This is a genomic window from Krasilnikovia cinnamomea (genome assembly GCF_004217545.1).
GTDB lineage: Bacteria > Actinomycetota > Actinomycetes > Mycobacteriales > Micromonosporaceae > Actinoplanes > Actinoplanes cinnamomeus.
Genome location: NZ_SHKY01000001.1, coordinates 1544300 through 1564639, shown reverse-complemented (window position 1 = coordinate 1564639; position 20340 = coordinate 1544300). Strand labels below are relative to the sequence as shown.

At 72.3% G+C, this 20340-nt stretch carries 18 protein-coding genes; 12 read left to right on the top strand and 6 right to left on the bottom strand.

Translation table 11 applies throughout. The annotated features are described in order from the left end of the window. The first annotated feature begins 16 nt into the window (after positions 1–16). Positions 17–1465, top strand: coding sequence for a GGDEF domain-containing protein (locus EV385_RS06835; protein WP_130508678.1), 1449 nt, complete (start codon positions 17–19; stop codon positions 1463–1465). A gap of 10 nt (positions 1466–1475) precedes the next feature. Here the strand turns inward: EV385_RS06835 and EV385_RS06830 are convergent, their stop codons facing one another. Further along, positions 1476–2684 (bottom strand): DUF349 domain-containing protein, encoded by a 1209-nt coding sequence (locus EV385_RS06830; protein ID WP_130508677.1) that lies wholly within the window; start codon positions 2682–2684, stop codon positions 1476–1478. A gap of 158 nt (positions 2685–2842) precedes the next feature. On the opposite strand from EV385_RS06830, the gene miaA reads away from it, so the two are divergent. The 3 genes from miaA to EV385_RS06815 are packed head-to-tail and all read left to right on the top strand — an operon-like array spanning position 2843 to position 5456. Beyond that, positions 2843–3787: a tRNA (adenosine(37)-N6)-dimethylallyltransferase MiaA gene (miaA, locus tag EV385_RS06825; RefSeq protein ID WP_130508676.1), complete on the top strand. Its 945-nt coding sequence runs from the start codon at positions 2843–2845 to the stop codon at positions 3785–3787. An 8-nt stretch (positions 3788–3795) separates the two neighbouring features. Then, a complete protein-coding gene (gene dapF, locus EV385_RS06820; protein WP_130513136.1) occupies positions 3796–4710 on the top strand; it encodes a diaminopimelate epimerase in 915 nt (304 codons plus the stop codon). After that, positions 4710–5456: a glycerophosphodiester phosphodiesterase gene (locus EV385_RS06815; RefSeq protein ID WP_130508675.1), complete on the top strand. Its 747-nt coding sequence runs from the start codon at positions 4710–4712 to the stop codon at positions 5454–5456. Before dapF ends, EV385_RS06815 begins: the two co-directional genes overlap by 1 nt. 56 nt (positions 5457–5512) lie before the next feature. Here the strand turns inward: EV385_RS06815 and EV385_RS06810 are convergent, their stop codons facing one another. Then, entirely contained in the window at positions 5513–6973 is a 1461-nt protein-coding gene (locus tag EV385_RS06810; RefSeq protein ID WP_130508674.1) for an NAD-dependent malic enzyme, read from the bottom strand. 173 nt (positions 6974–7146) lie between these two features. On the opposite strand from EV385_RS06810, the gene hflX reads away from it, so the two are divergent. Then, positions 7147–8547 carry a GTPase HflX gene (hflX, locus tag EV385_RS06805; protein WP_130508673.1) on the top strand — a complete coding sequence of 467 codons (1401 nt, stop codon included), beginning with the start codon at positions 7147–7149 and terminating at the stop codon, positions 8545–8547. A 91-nt stretch (positions 8548–8638) separates the two neighbouring features. After that, positions 8639–10447 carry a hypothetical protein gene (locus EV385_RS33795; RefSeq protein ID WP_165449408.1) on the top strand — a complete coding sequence of 603 codons (1809 nt, stop codon included), beginning with the start codon at positions 8639–8641 and terminating at the stop codon, positions 10445–10447. A 61-nt stretch (positions 10448–10508) separates the two neighbouring features. On the opposite strand, the gene lexA is transcribed toward EV385_RS33795, so the two are convergent. Next, on the bottom strand, positions 10509–11300 hold the full coding sequence (gene lexA, locus EV385_RS06795) for a transcriptional repressor LexA (RefSeq protein ID WP_130508672.1): 792 nt from the start codon (positions 11298–11300) through the stop codon (positions 10509–10511). Between the two features lie 179 nt (positions 11301–11479). Between lexA and EV385_RS06790 the strand changes: the two genes are divergently transcribed. The 4 genes from EV385_RS06790 to EV385_RS06775 all read left to right on the top strand — a co-directional run bounded on the left by EV385_RS06790 (position 11480) and on the right by EV385_RS06775 (position 17119). Beyond that, positions 11480–11950 (top strand): hypothetical protein, encoded by a 471-nt coding sequence (locus EV385_RS06790; protein WP_165449329.1) that lies wholly within the window; start codon positions 11480–11482, stop codon positions 11948–11950. Positions 11951–12236: 286 nt separating this feature from the next. Beyond that, entirely contained in the window at positions 12237–12716 is a 480-nt protein-coding gene (nrdR, locus tag EV385_RS06785) for a transcriptional regulator NrdR (RefSeq protein ID WP_130508670.1), read from the top strand. Between the two features lie 102 nt (positions 12717–12818). Further along, entirely contained in the window at positions 12819–15701 is a 2883-nt protein-coding gene (locus EV385_RS06780; RefSeq protein ID WP_130508669.1) for a vitamin B12-dependent ribonucleotide reductase, read from the top strand. Between the two features lie 230 nt (positions 15702–15931). After that, complete coding sequence (locus tag EV385_RS06775; protein ID WP_242624751.1) at positions 15932–17119, top strand: MFS transporter; 1188 nt, start codon at positions 15932–15934, stop codon at positions 17117–17119. Positions 17120–17267: 148 nt separating this feature from the next. Here the strand turns inward: EV385_RS06775 and EV385_RS06770 are convergent, their stop codons facing one another. Together EV385_RS06770 and EV385_RS34890 are read right to left on the bottom strand one after the other, a co-directional pair. Then, the gene (locus tag EV385_RS06770; protein ID WP_130508667.1) at positions 17268–18182 is read right to left on the bottom strand and encodes an alpha/beta fold hydrolase; all 915 of its coding nucleotides are present in this window, start codon (positions 18180–18182) and stop codon (positions 17268–17270) included. Continuing rightward, positions 18172–18657: a hypothetical protein gene (locus EV385_RS34890; protein ID WP_130508666.1), complete on the bottom strand. Its 486-nt coding sequence runs from the start codon at positions 18655–18657 to the stop codon at positions 18172–18174. Before EV385_RS34890 ends, EV385_RS06770 begins: the two co-directional genes overlap by 11 nt. Before the next feature lie 53 nt (positions 18658–18710). Between EV385_RS34890 and EV385_RS06760 the strand changes: the two genes are divergently transcribed. Continuing rightward, on the top strand, positions 18711–18956 hold the full coding sequence (locus tag EV385_RS06760; RefSeq protein ID WP_242624750.1) for a DUF5522 domain-containing protein: 246 nt from the start codon (positions 18711–18713) through the stop codon (positions 18954–18956). A 64-nt stretch (positions 18957–19020) separates the two neighbouring features. Further along, on the top strand, positions 19021–19572 hold the full coding sequence (locus tag EV385_RS06755) for a hypothetical protein (protein ID WP_130508664.1): 552 nt from the start codon (positions 19021–19023) through the stop codon (positions 19570–19572). Between the two features lie 17 nt (positions 19573–19589). Here EV385_RS06755 and EV385_RS06750 read toward each other — a convergent pair whose 3' ends face one another. After that, positions 19590–20282, bottom strand: a complete 693-nt coding sequence (locus tag EV385_RS06750) for an iron-dependent transcriptional repressor DtxR (protein WP_278044969.1) — start codon at positions 20280–20282, stop codon at positions 19590–19592. Between the last annotated feature and the right edge of the window lie 58 nt (positions 20283–20340).

The following is a 20340-nucleotide window of genomic DNA, read 5'->3' as shown; positions in this document are numbered from 1 at the left end:
GGGCGATCGGTGAGGCATGTTTTACCGGTGGTATGCCCTGGCCGCTTTCGGCCTCTCCGCGGCGTACCTCGCGGTGCCGCCGGGGCTGCGGTGGATCCCGTTCCTGTTGATCACGTTGGCGGCGATCCCGGCCGCGCTGGTCGGGACCCGGCGCAGCACGGGCAGTGGCCGGATCCCGTGGTTTGTGCTGCTCGTGGCGCTTGTGGTCTACAACGTCGGCAACGTCCTGTCCGTCTGGTACGTGTACGGCCAGCACCGCCCGACGGCTGACGGCACGCTCGCGGACCTGCTGTTCAGCGTGGCCAACGTGCTCGTGTTCACCGCCGCCATGACCATCATCGTGCGCCGGGGCAGGCGCGACGTCGGCGGCATGGCGGACGCCGCGCTCACCTCGCTGGCCGTCGGTGGTCTGCTGTGGGACGTGGTGCTGCTGCCCCACCTGAGCGCCGAGGGCATGTCCCAGCCGCGCCAGATGGCGTTGTTCGTGAACATCTTCATCACCCTGGGCACGTTCGGTGCGTTGCTGCGCGTTGCCAAGGCCGCGCCGGAGCGTCTCGCCACCATCCAGCTGTTCTCGGTCGCCTCGGTCGCCACGCTGATCGCGAACGTGGCCGGTGCCCTGGCCTCGGACGCGGGCGGGGTCCGGCCGGACTGGACCAACGTGCCGTTCCTCGTCGCGTACGCGGCGCTCGGCACGGCCGCCATGCACCCCTCGGCGGCGCTGGCCACCCGGCTCACCCCCGCGCCGAAGGACGACCTGACGGTGGGGCGGCTCACGTTCCTCGGGGCGATGATGGCCCTGATCCCGCTGGTCGGCGGCGGCCGGGCGCTGTTCGGCCTGCCGACCGACGGGGTGCTGCTCGCGATCGGCTCAGTGCTGGTCGTCCCGCTCGTCATGGTGCGCATCGCCGCGCTGTCGGCCGAGCGCCGCCTGGCGGAGCAGGCGCTGCGCCGGATGGCCGCGCACGACAGCCTGACCGGGCTGCCGAACCGCGCCGCGTGCCTGGAACGGATCACCACGGCGCTGACCGCGCCACAGTCCGACGGCCCGGACGACACCCCGTGGCTGGCGGTGCTGTTCTGCGATCTCGACGGCTTCAAGCCGGTCAACGATCGGCTCGGCCACGCCGCCGGCGACCAGCTGCTCACGGCGGTCGCCCAGCGGCTGCGCGGCTGCGTCCGCGACACCGACCTGGTCAGCCGGTTCGGCGGCGACGAGTTCGTGATCGTGTGTCAGGCCACCGACTCGCGGGCCGCCGTCAACGCCGTGTGCGAACGGATCCGCACGATGGTGCGCCAGCCGATCACCATCGAAGGGCAGACCGTACAGATCGGCATCAGCGTCGGCGTCGCGTTCGCCGAACCGGGCAGCACCACCGACGGCCTGATCGGGCGCGCCGACCTGGCGATGTACGAGGCCAAGAAGTCGAAGTCGCTCGGCAACCTCAGCCTCGCCGCCGCGTAGCCCGCAAGCCCTAGCTGGCCTGCTCGGCCAGTGCCAGGAACTGCCGCTTCGACGCGAGGGCCTGCTCGGCCTCCTTGATGCGCCGGTTGTCGCCCGCAGCCTGGGCCCGGGCCAGCCGCTGCTCCGCCTCCGCGACCTGCTCGCGCATCTGCTGCAGCAGCGGGTTGTCCTGGGGCGACGTCTTGCGCCACGCCGAGTCCATGGCGACCCGGATCCGCTCCTCGGCGGCCCGCCACCGGCGGTCCAGGCCCGCCGACGACTCCCGGGGCACCCGGCCCGCGTCGTGCCACGCGGCCTGGGCGTCGCGCAACTTGTTCTGCGCGGCCCGCGGGTCGGCGTCCACGTCGACCGCTTCCAGCTCGGCGAGGATCGCCTGCTTCTTCTCCAGGTTGCCCTTGTACTCCGCGTCGCGGGCGGAGAAGACCTCACTGCGGCGGGTGAAGAACGCGTCCTGGGCGGCGCGGAACCGTTCCCACAGGCGCTGCTCCGCCTCCTTCGCGGCGCGCGGGGCGGCCTTCCACTCGGCCATCAGCTCCTTGAGCCGGCCGGCGGTGGGCCCCCAGTCGGAGGAGTCGGCGAGGCTCTCCGCCTCCTTGACCAGCTCCTCCTTGGCGCCCTGCGCCTGCTTGCGCTGCCCGTCCAGGGTCGCGAAGTGGGCGCCCCGGCGGCGGGTGAAGCCGTCGCGGGCCGCCGCGAAGCGCTTCCACAGCTCGCCGTCGGTCTTCTTGTCGACCCCGCGGATGGTCTTCCACTCGTCGAGGATCTCCTTGAGCCGGTCACCGGCGGACTTCCAGCCGGTCGACTCGGCCGCGATCGTCTCCGCCTCCTCGACCAGGGCGGTCTTGCGGGCCAGCGCCTCGGTACGGGCGACCTCCCGGGCCGCGCGGGCCTCGCCGGCCTTCTCCTCGGCGAGGGCGGCGAGCCGGTCCAGCCGGGCGGCGAGCCCGTCGACGTCACCCACCACGTGGGCCTCGTCCAGGGTGGCGCGCAGGCGCTTGACGCTGCTCAGCGAGTGGGCCGCGTCGGCCGCGCCGGAATTGAGCCGGGCCTCGATGAGGTCGACCTCGGTGACCAGGTCGGCGAAGCGCCGGGCGAAGTGGGCCAACCCCTCCTCGGGGGTGCCCGCCTGCCAGGAGCCGACCACTCGGTCACCCTCGGCGGTCTTCACGTACACGGTGCCGTCGGCATCCACGCGCCCGAAGGCCGTCCAGTCGTTCATGAGCTCAACCTCATTCTCCCGGCACCGCCCGGCCCGCATGCCGGACAACCGCCGCCATAGCGCAGTTGAACGCCAAACCTTCCATCGGCATTCTTTCTCGCGCATTGTCACAGGTCCAACCCGGTTCCGGGGAAGCGCCCTCGGATGACCGTGACCATATGGTGTCCTACGGTGGCGGCGTGCCGTTGTTTCCCATTCCGCGGGTCGTCGCCGTCGTTGGACCCACCGCCGCCGGCAAATCGGCGCTGAGCCTCGCCCTGGCCCGTGAGCTGGGCGGCGAGGTGGTCAACGCCGACTCCATGCAGCTCTACCGCGGCATGGACATCGGTACGGCCAAACTGACTCCCGCCGAACGCGCCGGCGTGCCGCACCACCTGCTGGACATCTGGGACGTCACCGAGCCCGCCAGCGTCGCCGAGTACCAGCGGCTGGCCCGCGCGGCGGTCGATGGCATCCTCGCCCGTGGCCGGGTCCCGCTGCTGGTCGGCGGCTCCGGCCTGTACGTCCGCGCCGTACTCGAGGAATTCAGCTTTCCCGGCACCGACCCGGTGATCCGGGCCCGCCTGGAGGCCGAACTCGCCGACTCCGGCCCGGGCGAGCTGCACCGGCGGCTGGCCGCGCTCGACGCGGTGGCCGCCGAGCGCATCCTGCCCAGCAACGGGCGGCGCATCGTCCGCGCGCTGGAGGTGATCGAGCTGACCGGGGCGCCGTTCACCGCGGCGCTGCCCGACCCAGTGCCCTACTACGACTGCGTCCAGCTCGGCGTCGACCGCGACACGGCCGAACTGGACGCCCGCATCGCCGAGCGGGTCGGCCTGATGTGGGCGTCGGGCCTGCTCGACGAGGTCCGCGACCTGGCCCGCCGGGGCCTGCGCGAGGGCCGTACGGCCAGCCGGGCGCTCGGCTACCAGCAGGCGCTGGCCCAGCTCGACGGGGCGCTCACCGAGGAGCAGGCGCGGCAGGAGACCGTCCAGGCGACGCGGCGCTTCGTCCGCCGCCAGCGGTCCTGGTTCCGCCGTGACCCGCGCGTGCACTGGCTCGACGCGGCCTCGGACACCCTCGGCGAGGCCGCCATGGCCGCGCTCGCCACGGTTGCGCGATGATGGACCGCGTGTTGTTCACCAAAGGCCACGGCGCCGGCAACGACTTCGTGCTCCTGCCCGACCCGGACGGGGCGCTGGAGTTGACCCCCGAGCTGGTCGCCGCGCTGTGCGACCGGCACCGCGGGATCGGCGCGGACGGCGTGCTGCGCGTCGTGCGCACCGCCAAGCACCCCGAGGCCGCCGGGATGGCCGCCGACGCCGACTGGTTCATGGACTACTGGAACGCCGACGGCTCGTTCGCCGAGATGTGCGGCAACGGCGTCCGGGTCTTCAGCCGGTACCTGGTCGCCAGCGGCCTCACCACGCCCGGCCCTGCGGGCCTGCCGGTGGCCACCCGGGCCGGCGTCGTGCGCGCGCTGGTCGGCCCCGCCGAGATCAGCGTCCACATGACCACCCCCCGGGTGTACGCGGCGAGCACCGCGTCCGTGGGCGCGCTGACCGTGCCCGGGATGGCCGTGGACTGCGGCAACCCGCACCTGGTCTGCGCGCTGCACGACGGCGTGCCGCTGGACGGCCTGGACCTGACCGTGGCCCCCGCCTTCGACCCGGGCGTGTTCCCCGGCGGCACCAACGTCGAGTTCGTCGTGGCCGCCGAGCCGGTGGCGGGCACCGACCTGCACGTGCGCATGCGGGTGTACGAGCGCGGCTCCGGCGAGACCCAGGCCTGCGGGTCGGGGGCGCTGGCCGTGGGCGCGATGGCGTTGCGGGACGCGGGCCGGGACGCCGGCGTGGTGGCCGTGGACCTGCCCGGCGGCCGGTTGACCGTCACCGCGGACGAGCAGGGCCGCTGGTGGCTGGCCGGACCGGCCGTGCTGGTCGCCTCCGGCGAGGTCGACCCCGCGGCGCTGGGCGCGCCCGGCGCGGACGATCAGGCGGCCGTGCCCGTCTCCCCGGCCGTGGGCGGCCCGGCGGCCCAGCACTGATGGCGGCACCGCACCGGGTGGCGCACCGGGGCTATTCCGCCGTCGCCCCGGAGAACACCCTGCCCGCGCTCGCCGCCGGGGTGCTGGCGGGCGCCACGTTCATCGAATTCGACGTGCGCACCAGCGCGGACGGGGTGCCCGTGGTGATCCACGACCGCACCCTCGACCGCACCACGACCGGCACCGGCTTCGTCTGGGAGTCGACCGCCGCCGAGCTGACCGCGCTGGACGCGGGCTCGTGGTTCTCCCCGGCGTACGCGGGCACCCCCGTGCCGACCCTGGCCCAGGCCCTCGACCTGCTGCGCCCGTACGCCCTCACCACGCCGGTGGAGTTGCTGGTAGAGATCAAGCCGCCCGCCTCGCTGGCGCAGATCCGCGCCATCCTCGACCTGGTCGCCGAGCGGGACCTGCTGGCCCGTACGGTCGTGCAGAGTTTCGATCCCGAGGTCGTGCGGCGCGCCGGTGAGGCCACCCCCGACGTACGCCGTGGGCTGCTGCGCGAGCCGTTCGACGCGGACCAGGTGCGAGTGGCCAAGGAACTGGGCGTGGTGTTCTGCAACCCGTCGGTGGCGGCCGTTCTCGCCGAGCCGCACACGGTGGCCGGTCTGGCGGACGTGGGTGTCGCGGTCATGCCGTGGACGGCCAACGACCTCGCCCACTGGCCCGACCTGGTTGCGGCCGGGGTCGCCGGTCTGATCACCGACCGGGTGGGCGAGCTGACCGGCTGGTGCGCTCACGCCGGATAGCCGAAACCCGGCCTGCGGACCGCGTCCGGTGCTTGGCTATTGCCGCCGAGGCTCGGTCAGAAGGTCTCCGGGGGTGCCTCGTCGAGTTCCTCGGGCGGCACCGCGCCCGGCCCGGTGGGCACGGGGTGCCCCTTGACGGTGGCCCGGATCGCGGCCGCCACCGCCGGGGTGACCCGCGCGTCGAACACGCTCGGAATGATCACCGTCGGGTTGAGCTTGTCCTCGCCCACCACGTCCGCGATGGCCATGGCCGCGGCCAGCGCCATCTCCTCGGTGAACTCGTGCGCGCTGACGTCGAGCATGCCCCGGAACACGCCCGGGAAAGCCAGCACGTTGTTGATCTGGTTCGGCTGGTCGGAGCGGCCGGTCGCGACCACGGCCGCGTGCCGCCGGGCGGCCCGTGGGTCCACCTCGGGGTCGGGGTTGGCCAGGGCGAACACGATCGACTTGTCGGCCATCTTGGCGATGTCGTCGCCGGTGAGCAGGTTCGGGGCGCTGACCCCGATGAACACGTCCGCGCCCACGATCGCCCCGGGCAGATCGCCCTCGTAACCATCGCGGTTGGTGTGCTCGGCCAGCCACCGCCACGTCGGCGTGAGGTCGGGCATGCCCTTGTGCAGGGCGCCCAGCCGGTCGTACGCGATGATGTCGCCGACGCCCTGGCGCAGCAGCAGCTTCATGATCGCCGTACCCGCGGCCCCGGCCCCCGAGACGACCACCTTGACGTCCGCGAGCCGCTTGCCCACGACGCGCAGCGCGTTGGTCAGCGCGGCCAGCACGCAGATGGCGGTGCCGTGCTGGTCGTCGTGGAAGACCGGGATGTCCAGCGCCTCGCGCAGCCGCATCTCGATCTCGAAGCACCGCGGCGCCGCGATGTCCTCCAGATTGATCCCCCCGTACGCGGGGGCGATCGCCTTGACGATCTGCACGATCTCGTCGGTGTCCTGGGTGTCCAGCACCACCGGCCAGGCGTCCACCCCGCCGAACCGCTTGAACAGCGCCGCCTTGCCCTCCATCACGGGCATCGCGGCCGCCGGGCCGATGTTGCCCAGGCCCAGCACGGCGGAACCGTCGCTGACCACGGCGACCGTGTTGCGCTTGATGGTGAGCCGCCGGGCGTCGGCCGGGTTCTCCGCGATGGCCATGCACACCCGCGCCACGCCCGGGGTGTACGCCCGCGACAGTTCGTCGCGGTTGCGCAGCGCCACCTTCGACGACACCTCGATCTTGCCGCCGAGGTGCAGCAGGAACGTCCGGTCGGAGACCTTGCGGACGTCGACCCCGTCCAGGTCCTCCAGCGTCTTGACCACCTGATCGGCGTGGCCGGAATCGGCGGTGTCACAGGTGAGGTCGACCAGTACGCGGGTGGGGTCGGAGTCCACCACGTCCAGCGCCGTCACGATCGCGCCGGCCTCGCCGACGCAGGTGGTGAGCCGGCCGATCGAGGAGGCGTCGGCGGTCACGGCGATGCGGATCGTGATCGAGAATCCTGCGCTGGGCAGGCGGGTGGTCAACACGGTTTTCCCTCCGGCGTTGGCGGGTACATCCTGGCATTCTTGCGCTTGCGGAATTCCGGCAGCCAATCCGGTGGTTACCGAGGAGTCATACACCCATCGACAACGCCCGGCCCCGATATGTGGATGCGCCTCGACGTACGGCATGCCACCATCGGGCCGAGGAGGTCACCCTTTTGCGAACCGAGCTTTTCGAACCCGATGTCACCACCGGCGAGCTGGAACTGGAGGAACGGCATTCGCTACGGCGGGTGGCCGGCCTTTCCACCGAGCTCACCGACATCACCGAGGTCGAGTACCGGCAGCTGCGCCTGGAGCGGGTCGTCCTGGTGGGCGTCTGGACCGAGGGCAGCGCCGCCGACGCGGACAACTCGCTGACCGAGCTGGCCGCGCTCGCCGAGACCGCCGGTTCCCAGGTGCTGGAGGGCCTCATCCAGCGGCGCAGCCGTCCGGACGCGGCCACCTTCATCGGCCGGGGCAAGGTCGACGAGTTGCGCGACGTCGTCGTGGCGACCGGCGCCGACACCGTGATCTGCGACGGCGAGCTGTCCCCGTCGCAGCTGCGCAACCTGGAGCAGCAGACCAAGGTCAAGGTCGTCGACCGGACCGCGCTGATCCTGGACATCTTCGCCCAGCACGCCAAGAGCCGCGAGGGCAAGGCCCAGGTCGAGCTGGCCCAGCTGCAGTACCTGCTCCCGCGCCTGCGCGGTTGGGGCGAGAGCCTGTCCCGCCAGTCCGGCGGCTCCGGCCGGGGCGGCGGTGCGGGCGGTGGCGTAGGCCTGCGCGGTCCCGGTGAGACCAAGCTGGAGACCGACCGGCGCCGGATCAACCACCGCATCGCCAAGCTGCGGCGCGAGATCAAGAGCATGCGCACCGTACGCCAGACCAAGCGCTCGCGCCGCTCCCAGGCGGGGGTGCCGGCCGTGGCGATCGCGGGCTACACGAACGCGGGCAAGTCGAGCCTGCTCAACCGGCTGACCCAGGCCGGGGTGCTGGTGGAGAATGCGCTGTTCGCCACGCTGGATCCGACCACCCGCCGGGCGGCCGCCGAGGACGGGCGCGTCTACACGCTGTCCGACACGGTGGGCTTCGTCCGGCACCTGCCGCACCAGATCGTCGAGGCGTTCCGCTCGACGCTGGAGGAGGTCTCGTACGCCGACCTGGTGGTGCACGTCGTCGACGGTGCCGATCCGGACCCGGAGGGTCAGGTCGTGGCGGTCCGTGAGGTGCTCAGCGAGGTGGGGGCCGACCGGATCCCCGAGCTCCTGGTGGTCAACAAGGTCGACGCGGCGGACGAGGAGGCGCTGCTGCGGCTGAAGCGGATCTGGCCGGACGCGGTGTTCGTCTCGGCGCGTACCGGGGTGGGGATCGAGGATCTGCGGGCGGCGATCGCGCACCGGTTGCCGCGGCCCGCCGTGGACCTGCGGGTCGTGCTGCCGTACGACCGGGGCGACCTGGTGGCCCTGATCCACCGCCACGGGCAGGTGCTGGGCACCGAACACACCGAGGCGGGCACGGAGCTGCGGGTGCGGGTGGACGAGCGGCTGGCGGCCGAGCTGGCGACCTACCGGGCCTGATCATCCGGGCATAACGGACACGACAGGCGTGCGCACCTGGGCCGATCCGCGCGTGACGCCAGCACGGTGCGCCGCATGCGACACTGGTCCGATGCGGCGTCTCGTGTTCTCGATCCTAGTGGCTGGTGGCCTGGTCATGGTGGGTGCGGCCAGCGCTCACGCCATGCCGGCTCCCGTGGCCGCGGACGTGAAGGCAGCGCCCGCCAAGAAGCTCTGCAAGGTCGAGGACACCCGGCTCACCGAGCTGTCCGGACTGGTGGCGACGACGAACGGCTTCATCACCGTCAACGACAGTACGGACCGCGAGACCCAGAAGAAGGTCTTCTACCTCGACCAGACGTGCAAGGTCACGAATGCGGTGCCCTACTCGGGCAAGGGCCCGCTGGACACCGAGGACATGGCGCTCTCCCGGGACCGCAAGACGCTGTGGATCGGCGACACCGGTGACAACGACAAGAAGCGCGCCACCATCGCGCTCTGGAAGATGCCCGCGACCGGGTCGAAGAGCCCCACGCTGTACCGGCTGAAGTACCCCGACGGCGCGCACGACGCCGAGGGGCTGCTCCTCGACGGCGACGGCATCCCGATCGTGGTGACCAAGGATGCCGGCAAGGCTGGCCTGTACAAGCCCGCCGCAGCGCTCAAGGCCGACAGCGCCGACGGGGTGCCGCTGCGCCGGGTGGGCGAGGTCACCCTCCCGTCGTCCGACACGGCCAACCCGCTGGGACCGGTCGGTCGGTTGGTCGCCACCGGTGCCGCGGTCTCGCCCGACGGCACGAAGGTGGTCATCCGCACCTACGCCGACGCCTTCGAATGGGACGTCACGGGCGGGGACATGGTTGCCGCGCTGAAGGGCACCCCGCGTCAGACGCCACTGCCGAATGAGCCGTTCGGTGAGGCGATCAGCTACACCCCGGACGGCAAGGCGTACGTCACCGTGTCCGACATGGGGCAGTTCAGCGCGGACACGGCGAACTTCCTGTTGCGCTACACCCCGGCCACGCAGGTCGTCAGCGCGGGGGCGAAGGCGAAGACCCCCCAGGACAGCGCGAGCCCGGCCTGGTACTCCGAACTCAGCCTGAAGGACCTCACCTACATGGTCGGCGGCGTTGGAGCGCTCGGCGCCCTGCTCGTGGGGCTCGGGGTCAGCGGCATCATGCGTTCCCGCAAGAAGCCGGCGCTCGAACCGGTCTCACCCGCGCCCGCGGCCGCCGCTCCGAAACCCGCCGACGCCGAGACGGAGCTGCTGTCGGTCGGCGGCCCGGCGGCGGCACCGCTGAGCGCCCGGCCGCCCGGCGTCGGACCGGTGTACGGCGCCAACCGGGGCGGGCCACCCCCCGGCGGCGGCGTGTACGGCACCAAACCCCACTCGCCGGCACCATCGCGCGGCGGCGTCTACTCCGGTGGCCCCTCGGCCGGGGCCGCGCCCGGCGGCCACCCGGGCCCCGCCCAAGGCCGTCCCGGACACCCCGCCGGACAGCCCCCCCGCGGACAGCAGCTCGGCGGCCATCCCCGCGGACCGCAATCCGGTGGACCGCAGCCCGGCGGCGCGCAGCCCGGCGGACAGCATCCGCGCGGACCGCAGCCCAACGGACAGCACCCCGGCCGCCCGCCCGCTGGTCCGCCCGGCCCTCCGTCCGGACGTCCGATGTCGCCCGCCGGTCGACCCGCGCCGCCTCCCGGGCCGGGTGCCGGTCCGCCCGGCCGCGCCGGCGGCGGCCAGCCTGCCCGCCCCGGCGGCGGTGTCTACGGAGCGCCCCCGGCGGGACCACCACCGGGCAGTCGCCCGGGCGACAACCCGCTGCCGAACGGCTGGTTCGGCTCCGACGACGGCCCGCCGGACGACGACCGGCCGCCCGGCACGGGCCGCCCGTACGACCCGCCCGGATACGGGCGCTGAACGGCGGACGCACCCCGCCCGCCGTCAGCCCAGTTCCTGCCGTCCGCTCAGTTGCGCCCGGTCAGACCCGGCGCAGCACCGCGACGACGCGGCCCATGATGGTCGCGTCGTCGCCCGGGATCGGATCGAACGCCGGGTTCGCCGGCATCAGCCACACGTGCCCGTCCCGCTGGCGGTAGCTCTTGACGGTCGCCTCGCCGTCGATCATCGCGGCCACGATGTCGCCCGCGTTGGCGGTCGGCTGCTGGCGCACGACGACCCAGTCGCCGTTGCAGATCGCGGCGTCGATCATCGAGTCGCCCTTGACCTCCAGCATGAAGACGTCACCCTCGCCGACCAGCTCGCGCGGCAGCGGGAAGAAGTCCTCGACGGCCTGCTCGGCCAGGATCGGGCCACCGGCGGCGATGCGCCCGACCAGCGGCACGTAGGCCGGGGCGGGGCGGGCCGAACGCAGGGCCTCGTCGTCGGTCAGCTCACTGGGTGTACGGACGTCGACCGCGCGCGGCCGGTTCGGGTCGCGCCGCAGGAACCCCTTGTTCTCCAGGGCCTTCAGTTGATACGCCACGCTGGACGGCGACACCAGCCCGACCGCCTCGCCGATCTCGCGCACGCTCGGCGGGTAGCCGTGCCGCTCGACCCAGTCCCGGATGAACTCGAGGATGCGCCGCTGGCGCGCGGTCAGTTCGGTGGTGACCTGCTCCGGGAACTGGCTGACCGGCGTCACGGCGCGCAGCTGCGGCTCGCCGCCGCGGGCCCGGCTCGGCGTGCGACGGCGGATGGCCGCCGAGGTGTTGGTGGGCTCGGGCTTCCTGCCCGGTTGATGCTGCCGGCTGGTCCGGTCGTCGGTCGACACGTCCGTCCGCCCTCCTGTCGGCCAGTGCCTGTCGGCACGTGGTGCGTCGCGGAGCCGGGAACGCCCGTGGGGATGGGTGTTCGTCCGGCTGACCCCTCTTGTCGCAGAACCGTATCGGCGCGGTCGGACATATTCAAACATCTGTACGACGTCGATTGCGGCGTGTCGCCCATCTGTGCGTGACTTCCGTACGCCTGTTCTGGTACACCATCGTACGGGCGTTCGATCGAACGCCCGTACGAGAAGGGGGCGGGGGCATGGCGCCGAGCGGCGTGGCGACGGGCGGCATGGTGTCGGGCCGCATGGTGTCGGGCATCGTGCCGGGCGGCGGCATGGCGTCGGGACGCGCGGCGACGGACGGCGTGGCGGCCACCGGTGCGCTGTTCGGCGGCGGTGCGCGCTCGGGCGGCGGGGTGTCGGGCGGCGGGGTGTCGGGCGGCGGGGTGCCGGGCGGCCCGCACCGGCCGCCGTTGCGGCTGACCCGCCGCGGTGAGGTGGTCGTGTTCCTGTTCTTCCTGGCGCTGGCCTCGCTCGCCAGCGTGGTGTTGTTCACCACGGCGTCGCACGCCGCCGCGCCCCCGGTCCGGCACGCCGCCCCGGCCTATGCCGTAGATCACGGTGAGGCCCGCGAACTGCCCCGTACGGGATGAAAACGGGACGCCGGTGATGCGGCCCGTAATCGACGGCGCACCGGTCGTACGGTGCCGGAAATATCGGCGCGGCGACGCGCCGTTGAACTTGCGTCGGCTTCGGCATCGGCCTAACGTCGACCCCAACATCTAGTAGTTACAAGGGTGTAAGTCATCCACAAGTTGGGGTTGGGGCCCCCGCTTCTCCGCACGCTCAGGCACAGCGCGAGCCGAGTTTGATCTTGGCCGTGCTGCTGTTCGGCGTGCCTGGGGACAGGTGACCATACCCGGCGACAGGAGGACTTCGGTGCGGTGCCCGTACTGCCGGCACGCGGACTCACGCGTGGTCGACTCGCGCGAAGCCGAGGACGGCCAGCTGATCCGCCGGCGCCGGTCCTGCCCCGAATGCGGCAAGCGGTTCACCACGGTCGAGGAGGCGGTGCTGGCGGTGGTCAAGCGCAGCGGCGTCACGGAGCCCTTCAGCCGTACGAAAATCATGAGCGGGGTGCGCAAGGCGTGCCAGGGTCGTCCCGTGGACGAGGACGCCATCGCCCTGCTGGCTCAGAAGGTCGAGGAGACGATCCGCGCCAAGGGCGCCGCCGAGGTGCCCAGCCACGACGTCGGCCTGGCCATCCTCGGCCCGCTGCGGGAGCTGGACCAGGTCGCCTACCTGCGCTTCGCCAGCGTCTACAAGGCGTTCGACTCGCTCGACGAGTTCGAGAAGGAGATCGTGGCCCTGCGCGAGGCCGCCCTGAGCAGCGATGCGGCCGTCGCCCGGCCGCGATGAGGAAGTGCTGCGGCCGTCGCCCGGCCGCACAAAGACCTGAAGAACGAAACGCACAGCGCGTCGCGACGGGCAGTCGCGGGGCACGACGAGGGGGAACACCACATGGCCGGTGACGGCATGGCAGCGGGAAGGCAGCGCACGCGCGCCAGCAGTGGGGGAGCTGCGGGAGCTGCGGTCAGCGGGTTGCGGCTCCAGCGGGTGTGGACGACCGAGGGCGTCCACCCGTACGACGAGGTCGAATGGGAGCGCCGCGACGTCGTCATGACGAACTGGCGCGACGGCTCGATCAACTTCGAGCAGCGCGGGGTGGAGTACCCCGACTTCTGGAGCGTCAACGCCGCGAACATCGTCACCACCAAGTACTTCCGGGGCGCGGTCGGCACCCCGGAGCGTGAGTGGTCCCTCAAGCAGCTCATCGACCGCGTCGTGCGGACCTACCGCAAGGCCGGCGAGGAGCACGGCTACTTCGCCACCCCCGGCGACGCCGAGATCTTCGACCACGAGCTGACCTGGATGCTGTTGCACCAGGTGTTCAGCTTCAACTCGCCGGTCTGGTTCAACGTCGGCACCTCCTCGCCGCAGCAGGTCAGCGCGTGCTTCATCCTGTCCGTGGACGACTCGATGGACTCCATCCTGGACTGGTACAAGGAGGAGGGACTGATCTTCAAGGGCGGCTCCGGCTCCGGGGTCAACCTGTCCCGGATCCGTTCCAGCAAGGAGCTGCTGACCTCCGGCGGCACCGCCAGCGGCCCGGTCAGCTTCATGCGCGGCGCGGACGCCAGCGCGGGCACGATCAAGTCCGGCGGGGCGACCCGGCGGGCCGCGAAGATGGTCATCCTCGACGTCGACCACCCCGACGTCGAGGAGTTCGTGTGGACGAAGGCGCGCGAGGAGAACAAGATCCGCGCGCTGCGCGACGCGGGCTTCGACATGGACCTGGGCGGCTCGGACATCGTCAGCGTCCAGTACCAGAACGCCAACAACTCCGTACGCGTCAGCGACGAGTTCATGCGCGCCGTGGACGAAGGCGGCACGTTCGACCTGCGTGGCCGGCTCAACGGCGAGGTCATCGAGAGCATCGACGCGCGCAAGCTGTTCCGTGACATCGCCCAGGCCGCCTGGGAGTGCGCCGACCCCGGCCTGCAGTACGACGACACCATCAACGACTGGCACACCAACCCGGAGACCGGGCGGATCACCGCGTCCAACCCGTGCTCGGAGTACATGTCGCTGGACGACTCGTCGTGCAACCTGGCGTCGCTCAACCTCATGAAGTTCCTGACCGCCGAGGGCGGTTTCGAGGTGGCGAAGTTCGTCCAGAGCGTCGAGTTCGTCATCACCGCCATGGACATCTCCATCTGCTTCGCCGACTTCCCGACCGTGAAGATCGGCGAGACCACCCGGGCGTACCGCCAGCTCGGCATCGGGTACGCGAACCTCGGCGCGCTGCTCATGGCGTCGGGCCTGCCGTACGACTCGGAGGGGGGCCGCGGCCTGGCCGCCGCCATCACCTCGCTGATGACGGGCACGGCGTACCGCCGCTCGGCGGAGCTGGCCGGGGTGGTCGGCGCGTACGACGGGTACGCCCGCAACGCCGACGCCCACAAGCGGGTCATGCGCAAGCACGCCGCCGCGAACGACGCCATCCGCCCGCAGGGCGCCGTGGCCACCGACATCGTCCGCGAGGCGACCAAGCAGTGGCAGAACGGCAACAAGATCGGTGAGAAGAACGGCTGGCGCAACGCCCAGGCGTCCGTGCTGGCGCCCACCGGCACCATCGGCCTGATGATGGACTGCGACACCACCGGCATCGAGCCCGACCTGGCCCTGGTCAAGTTCAAGAAGCTCGTCGGCGGCGGCTCGATGCAGATCGTCAACCAGACCGTGCCGCGCGCGCTGCGCAGCATCGGTTACCCCGAGGAGCAGGTCGAGGCGATCGTCGAGCACATCGCCGACCACGGCAACGTCGTCGACGCTCCCGGTCTCAAGCCGGAGCACTACCCGGTGTTCGACTGTGCCATGGGCGAGCGGTCGATCGCCCCGATGGGCCACGTACGGATGATGGCGGCCGTGCAGCCGTTCATCTCCGGCGCGATCTCCAAGACGGTCAACATGCCGGAGTCGGCGACCATCGAGGACATCGAGCACATTCACTTCCAGGGCTGGAAGCTGGGCCTCAAGGCGCTGGCCATCTACCGCGACAACTGCAAGGTGGGCCAGCCGCTGTCGGCCGCCAAGCCGAAGGCCGCGGCTGCCGAGGTGCCCGCCGTGGTGGAGAAGGCGGTCGAGAAGGTCATCGAGTACCGCCCGGTCCGCAAGCGCCTGCCCAAGAAGCGCCCGTCCGAGACGGTGTCCTTCTCGGTGGGTGGCGCGGAGGGCTACCTGACCGCGTCGTCGTACCCGGACGACGGCCTGGGCGAGGTCTTCCTCAAGATGTCGAAGCAGGGCTCGACGCTGGCCGGGGTGATGGACGCCTTCTCGGTGGCCATCTCGATCGGCCTGCAGTACGGCGTCCCGCTGGAGACGTTCGTCAGCAAGTTCACCAACATGCGGTTCGAGCCGGCGGGCATGACCGACGACCCGGACATCCGCATGGCGGCGTCGGTGATGGACTACATCTTCCGGCGGCTGGCGCTCGACTTCCTGCCGTACGACACCCGCGCCGAGCTGGGCATCTTCACCGCCAAGGAGCGGGCGGCGCAGATTCAGGCGGAGGCTGCGGCCGCCGCTGACGTGGACCTGGCCGGGATGGCCGCCTCCGCCCCGGTGTCCGCCCCGGTCGGCGCGGCCGCCGCCCCGTCGGCGCCCGCCCCGGCTGTCGTCGAGGAGGCGCCGGCGTCCGTCGGCTCGTCGACCGAGCTGCTGGAGGTCGTGCTCGGCACGTCCGCGGATGCGCCGCTCTGCTTCACCTGTGGCACGAAGATGCGCCCGGCGGGCAGCTGCTACGTCTGCGAGGGCTGCGGCTCCACCTCCGGCTGCTCCTGAGGATCAGCACGCCAGCGGCATGAGATGTCGCTGACCGGGGTGGTCGGCTACCTGGCCGGCCACCCCGTTGCCGCAACCCGCCCTCCCGCTGCGCCGAAGCCGCAGGTCAGCCAGTATGTGACGGAGGCGGTCGCGCGGCTGGTCGGGGAGATCCACTCGGCGGGGCTGGCTCCCGTAAGTCGCTGGGCGATCATCACTTAAACGAGTAAGTTGAGTGGGTGGGCTCTGACGTGCGTGAGCGAAATCGGGTCGAGGTCGCGAAGGTCGCCGTCGGTGCCACCTTCGCGGTCAACGGTCTCGCGTACGCGGGCTGGCTGGCCCGGGCCCCCGCGGTCCGCAACGACCTGCACCTGAGCCCGGCCGGCTTCGGCCTGCTGCTGCTCTGCCTCTCCGCCGCCGCGATCGCCTCCATCCCGCTCGCCGGCCCGCTCGTGCACCGCGTCGGCCCGGCCCGCGCGGTGCTGCTCGGCAGCCTCTCCGTGGTGCTCGGGCTCGTCCTGCTCGGGGCGGGTGCCGCGCTGGGCTGGGTGCCGTTGGCCGGCGTGGGCCTGATGTTTGCCGGGGCCGGCAACAGCACCTGGGACGTCGCCATGAACGTCGAGGGCGCCGACGTCGAGCGACGGCTGGGTCGTACGATCATGCCCCGCTTCCACGCCGGCTTCAGCCTCGGCACCGTGGCGGGTGCCGCGGTGGGCGCCCTGGCCGCGACGGCCGGAGTGCCCGTGTCGAGCCAGCTGTGGGCCACCGCGGTCCTGGCCACCGTGGCGCAGCTGGTCATCGTGCGCCGCTTCCTGCCGCACGCCGCCGTGCCCGCGGCGCAGCGCCGCCCGGCCGGGGTCCGGGAGACCTGGAAGGAGCCGCGCACCCTGCTCATCGGCCTGATCATGCTGGGCTTCGGCTTCACCGAGGGATCCGCGAACGACTGGCTGGCCATCAGCCTCGTCGACGGGTACGGCACGAGCGAGACCCTCGGCGCCATCGGCTTCGGCATGTTCGTGGCCGCGATGACCCTGGGCCGGATGTTCGGCGTTCACGCCCTGCAGCGCTGGGGGCGGGTTCCGGTGCTGCGCGTCACCGCGGTGCTGGCGCTGATCGGCGTGCTGGCGGTGGTGTCCGACGTCGCGGTTCCGCTGGCCCTGGTCGGCGCGCTGTTCTGGGGGGTCGGGGCCTCGCTGGGCTTCCCGGTCGGCATGAGCGCCGCCGCGGACGATCCCGCCCGCGCGGCGATCCGCGTCTCGGTGGCGGGCTCGATCGGGTACGCCGCGTTCCTGTCCGGCCCGCCGCTCATCGGCTTCCTGGCCCAGCACGTCGGCATCCTGCACGCGCTGCTGGTGGTGCTGGCCGCGATCGCCCTCGGCCTGTACGCCTCCCGCGCCGCCCGCCCGCTCGCCGTCGAACCAGAGCGCGCCGAGGTCTGACGCGCGCCGGCCACCCGCAGGCCAGAACCGCCGAGGTCTGGCGCGCGCCGGCCACCCGCAGGCCAGAACCGCCGAGGTCTGGCGCGCGCCGGCCACCCGCAGGCCAGAACCGCCGAGGTCTGGCGCGCGCGGCGCCACCCCCGGCGGGCTACCCGGCCGAGGCCAGGAAGTCGCCGATCAGGTGGGCGAGGGGCTCCGGCTGCTCGATCACCATCGCGTGCGAGGCGTCGTGCAGCTGCAGGTACCGCACCCGGGGATTGGCCTGGGCGGCCGTCGTGACCTGATCGGTGAGGAAGCGACGGTGTGCGGCGTACAGGTCGGCGAAGGGTTCCTCCTCGGGCAGGCTCCGGGTCGGCAGCACGACCAGCAGCGGGCAGGGCATCGCGGCGTACACGGGGGTCAGGTCGAGTCCGGTCATCAGTTCCCGCAGCTGCCCGGCGGTCGCGGCCGTGGGCCGCGTCGTCGTCTCGCCGTCGACGTGCGCCAGGTTGCGCCGGAACCCCTCGATCCACACCTTCTCGTTGGCGCCCATGTCGCGCGCCGCCATCTGTTCGCGCTCCACCAGGTCGGGCAGTTCCCCGGCGGGGATGGTGCGGCCCATGCCGGCGTGCATCGCGTCGAACACCTGCGTCAGCCGGGCCAGTTCCCCGGCGGCCTTCTCCGGGTCGAGGCCGGGCAGCCGGTCCGGGCGACTGGGCGGAGGGCAGCCGTCCAGGCTCACCACCCCGGGCGATTCGGGATGGCGCTGGCCCCACAGGGCGGCCAGCATGCCGCCGAGGGAATGGCCGACGACCGCCGGGCGCTCCAGGCCGAGGTGTACGGCCACCGCCGCGATGTCGCCCAGCGCCGCCTCCCACGACCACGGGCCGTCACCCGAGCGGCCGTGTCCGCGCAGGTCCAGGGTCACGACCCGGTGCCGGGGTCGCAGGGCCCGCGCCAGCGTGGTCAGCGTCGCGAGGTTGCCCCCGGCGCCGTGCAGCAGGATCAGCGGCGGCGCGTCGCCGCCGAAGTCACGTACGGCGATGGGCAGGTCGCCCGCGTCCACGAGACGGTCATTGATCATGTGTTTCCCCTTCGTCGCTCCCGGCGTCCCGCGCGCGCAGGCGGTCGCGGACGGCCGCGGCGGGCACCCCGCCCTCCGGATGGCGGGGCAGCCGGCCCCGCTTGATCAGGTCGTGCACACCCTGGCGGCTGATGCCCAGCATCGCCCCGGCCGTCGCGTACGAGACCCGCTCGGCGGCCGGGTGGCCGGCCCGGCGGGCCACGGTCCGGCCCAGCGGGGTACGCCACCAGTCGAGCGGCGGGTCGAACGCCCGGTCGCCGGGGTAGAGGGTCGCGACGAGGCGTACGGCGACGCGCACGGCCGCCTCGTCGTCGTCCCCGCGCATCGTGTCGGCCCACCGGCCGGCTCGGATCCGGACGAGGTCGCGCAGGCGGGCGACCGTGTCGTCACCGTCGAGCAGGATGTCGAGGGGGTCGATCAGCCGTACGTCGAGCAGGTGCACGATCTGCTCGACCAGCTCCCCGCGAGTGGGCACGGCCCCATCGTCGACCCGCTTGACAGGCAATGTCAAGTGATACCGTCCTTCGCGTGGCGCACGAGAGCAGACCCCTGGCGCCGCGGCCCCTGACCGAGCCGCACCCGTCCCGGCTGGCGCCGGACCACCCGCGCCGCCCGGAGATCCTCGCCGCGCACGCGGCGGCCCTCGCCGACGGCCGCCCGGGCTACCTCGACCCGGACACCGGCCTGTTCGTGCTCACCGCGGGTTTCCTCGCCGACCGGGGCACCTGCTGCGGCCGCGGCTGCCGTCACTGTCCGTACGTCGATGGTGTCTGACCCGGTATTCCCTCCCCGCGCGACGCGAAGTACGGTGTGCCCCGATTCCATCGGGAGGACCCACGTGCGTTCGCGTCTCGCCGCGCTCGGCGCCGCCGCCACCCTGCTCGCCCCCACGGGATGCTCCAGCGGCAAGGCGGACGCGGGCCTGCCCCCGGTGCAGGTGATCGAGCAGCCGGCCGCCTCCGCGGGCGGTGCGTGCATCCTGTGGGACTACGCGTTCATCCGGGACACGATCGGGGTCACCTTCACGGTGGCGGGCTCCGACCAGGTCGACGACACCTCCACCTGCGTGGTGCAGACCGAGAGCGGCGACTACCCCAACCTGGCACTGTCCGTGGTCGAGAGCACCAAGGCGGACGCGAACCTGTTCCTGCAGGACCTGATGCCCGCCAAGGCCACCCGGGTCAAGGGCCTCGGCCGGGCCGGATACCGGCTGCTGTCCGGCGCCTCCGGCGGTCACGGCCCCAGCGTCGAGGTCACCTGGCTCAGCGAGGCCGCGCAGTTGCAGACCCTGAAGTTCACCTTCCCCAAGGGCGCGAAGCAGGCTCAGGTGGATCAGCTGTCGACGAAGCTGGTGTCGCTGGCCAAGGCCATGAACACCACGAAAGGCTGAGGCGCCGCCGGGACGCCTCAGTGGGCCGCGACGAAGACGCGGGACGCCACCTCGCGCGGCAGCCGGATCTTGTCGCCCGAGCGGTCGATCGTGACCGCGTCGCGTTCCTGCGCCACGGTCACGGTCGCACCCGGGTCGATCCCGGCCGCGTGCAACTGCCGCAGCACCCCCGCGTTGGTCTGCACGCTCTCGCAGATGCGCCGCACCACCACGTCGCCGGAGAGGCCGGGGAACGCGAGGTTGCGCTCCGCGCCCACGATCGCGGCCTCGGCGCGTTCCGTCGCGGCCGAGGTGCCGAAGGCCTCCAGGCCCGGGATCGGGTTGCCGTACGGCGAACGGGTCGGCTTGTTGAGCAGCTCGTAGACCTTCTTTTCCACGGCGTCGCTCATCACGTGCTCCCAGCGGCAGGCCTCCTCGTGGGCCTCCTCGTAGGGCATGCCGATGACGTTGACCAGCAGCAGCTCCGCGAGGCGGTGCTTGCGCATGACCGAGACCGCGTGGGACCGCCCCAGCTCGGTGAGCTGCAGGTGCCGGTCGCCCTCCACCGTGAGCAGGCCGTCGCGCTCCATCCGCGCGACCGTCTGGCTGACCGTGGGCCCGCTCTGGTGCAGCCGCTCGGCGATGCGGGCCCGTAGCGGGGGAACCCCCTCCTCCTCGAGCTCCAGGATGGTCCGCAGGTACATCTCGGTGGTGTCGACCAGATCATTCACGGTGGAGTCCTCCCACGGCGATATTACCCTCAGACCGGTGACGGCCCTCGCGGCGAGA

What these genes read in the sequence shown, in the direction of transcription:
- EV385_RS06835 (WP_130508678.1), top strand. Translation starts at nt 17, where the DNA reads ATGTTTTACCGGTGGTATGCCCTGGCCGCTTTCGGCCTCTCCGCGGCG.
- EV385_RS06830 (WP_130508677.1), bottom strand. Translation starts at nt 2,684, where the DNA reads ATGAACGACTGGACGGCCTTCGGGCGCGTGGATGCCGACGGCACCGTG.
- miaA (WP_130508676.1), top strand. Translation starts at nt 2,843, where the DNA reads ATGGTGTCCTACGGTGGCGGCGTGCCGTTGTTTCCCATTCCGCGGGTC.
- EV385_RS06815 (WP_130508675.1), top strand. Translation starts at nt 4,710, where the DNA reads ATGGCGGCACCGCACCGGGTGGCGCACCGGGGCTATTCCGCCGTCGCC.
- EV385_RS33795 (WP_165449408.1), top strand. Translation starts at nt 8,639, where the DNA reads ATGCGGCGTCTCGTGTTCTCGATCCTAGTGGCTGGTGGCCTGGTCATG.
- EV385_RS06780 (WP_130508669.1), top strand. Translation starts at nt 12,819, where the DNA reads ATGGCCGGTGACGGCATGGCAGCGGGAAGGCAGCGCACGCGCGCCAGC.
- EV385_RS06770 (WP_130508667.1), bottom strand. Translation starts at nt 18,182, where the DNA reads ATGATCAATGACCGTCTCGTGGACGCGGGCGACCTGCCCATCGCCGTA.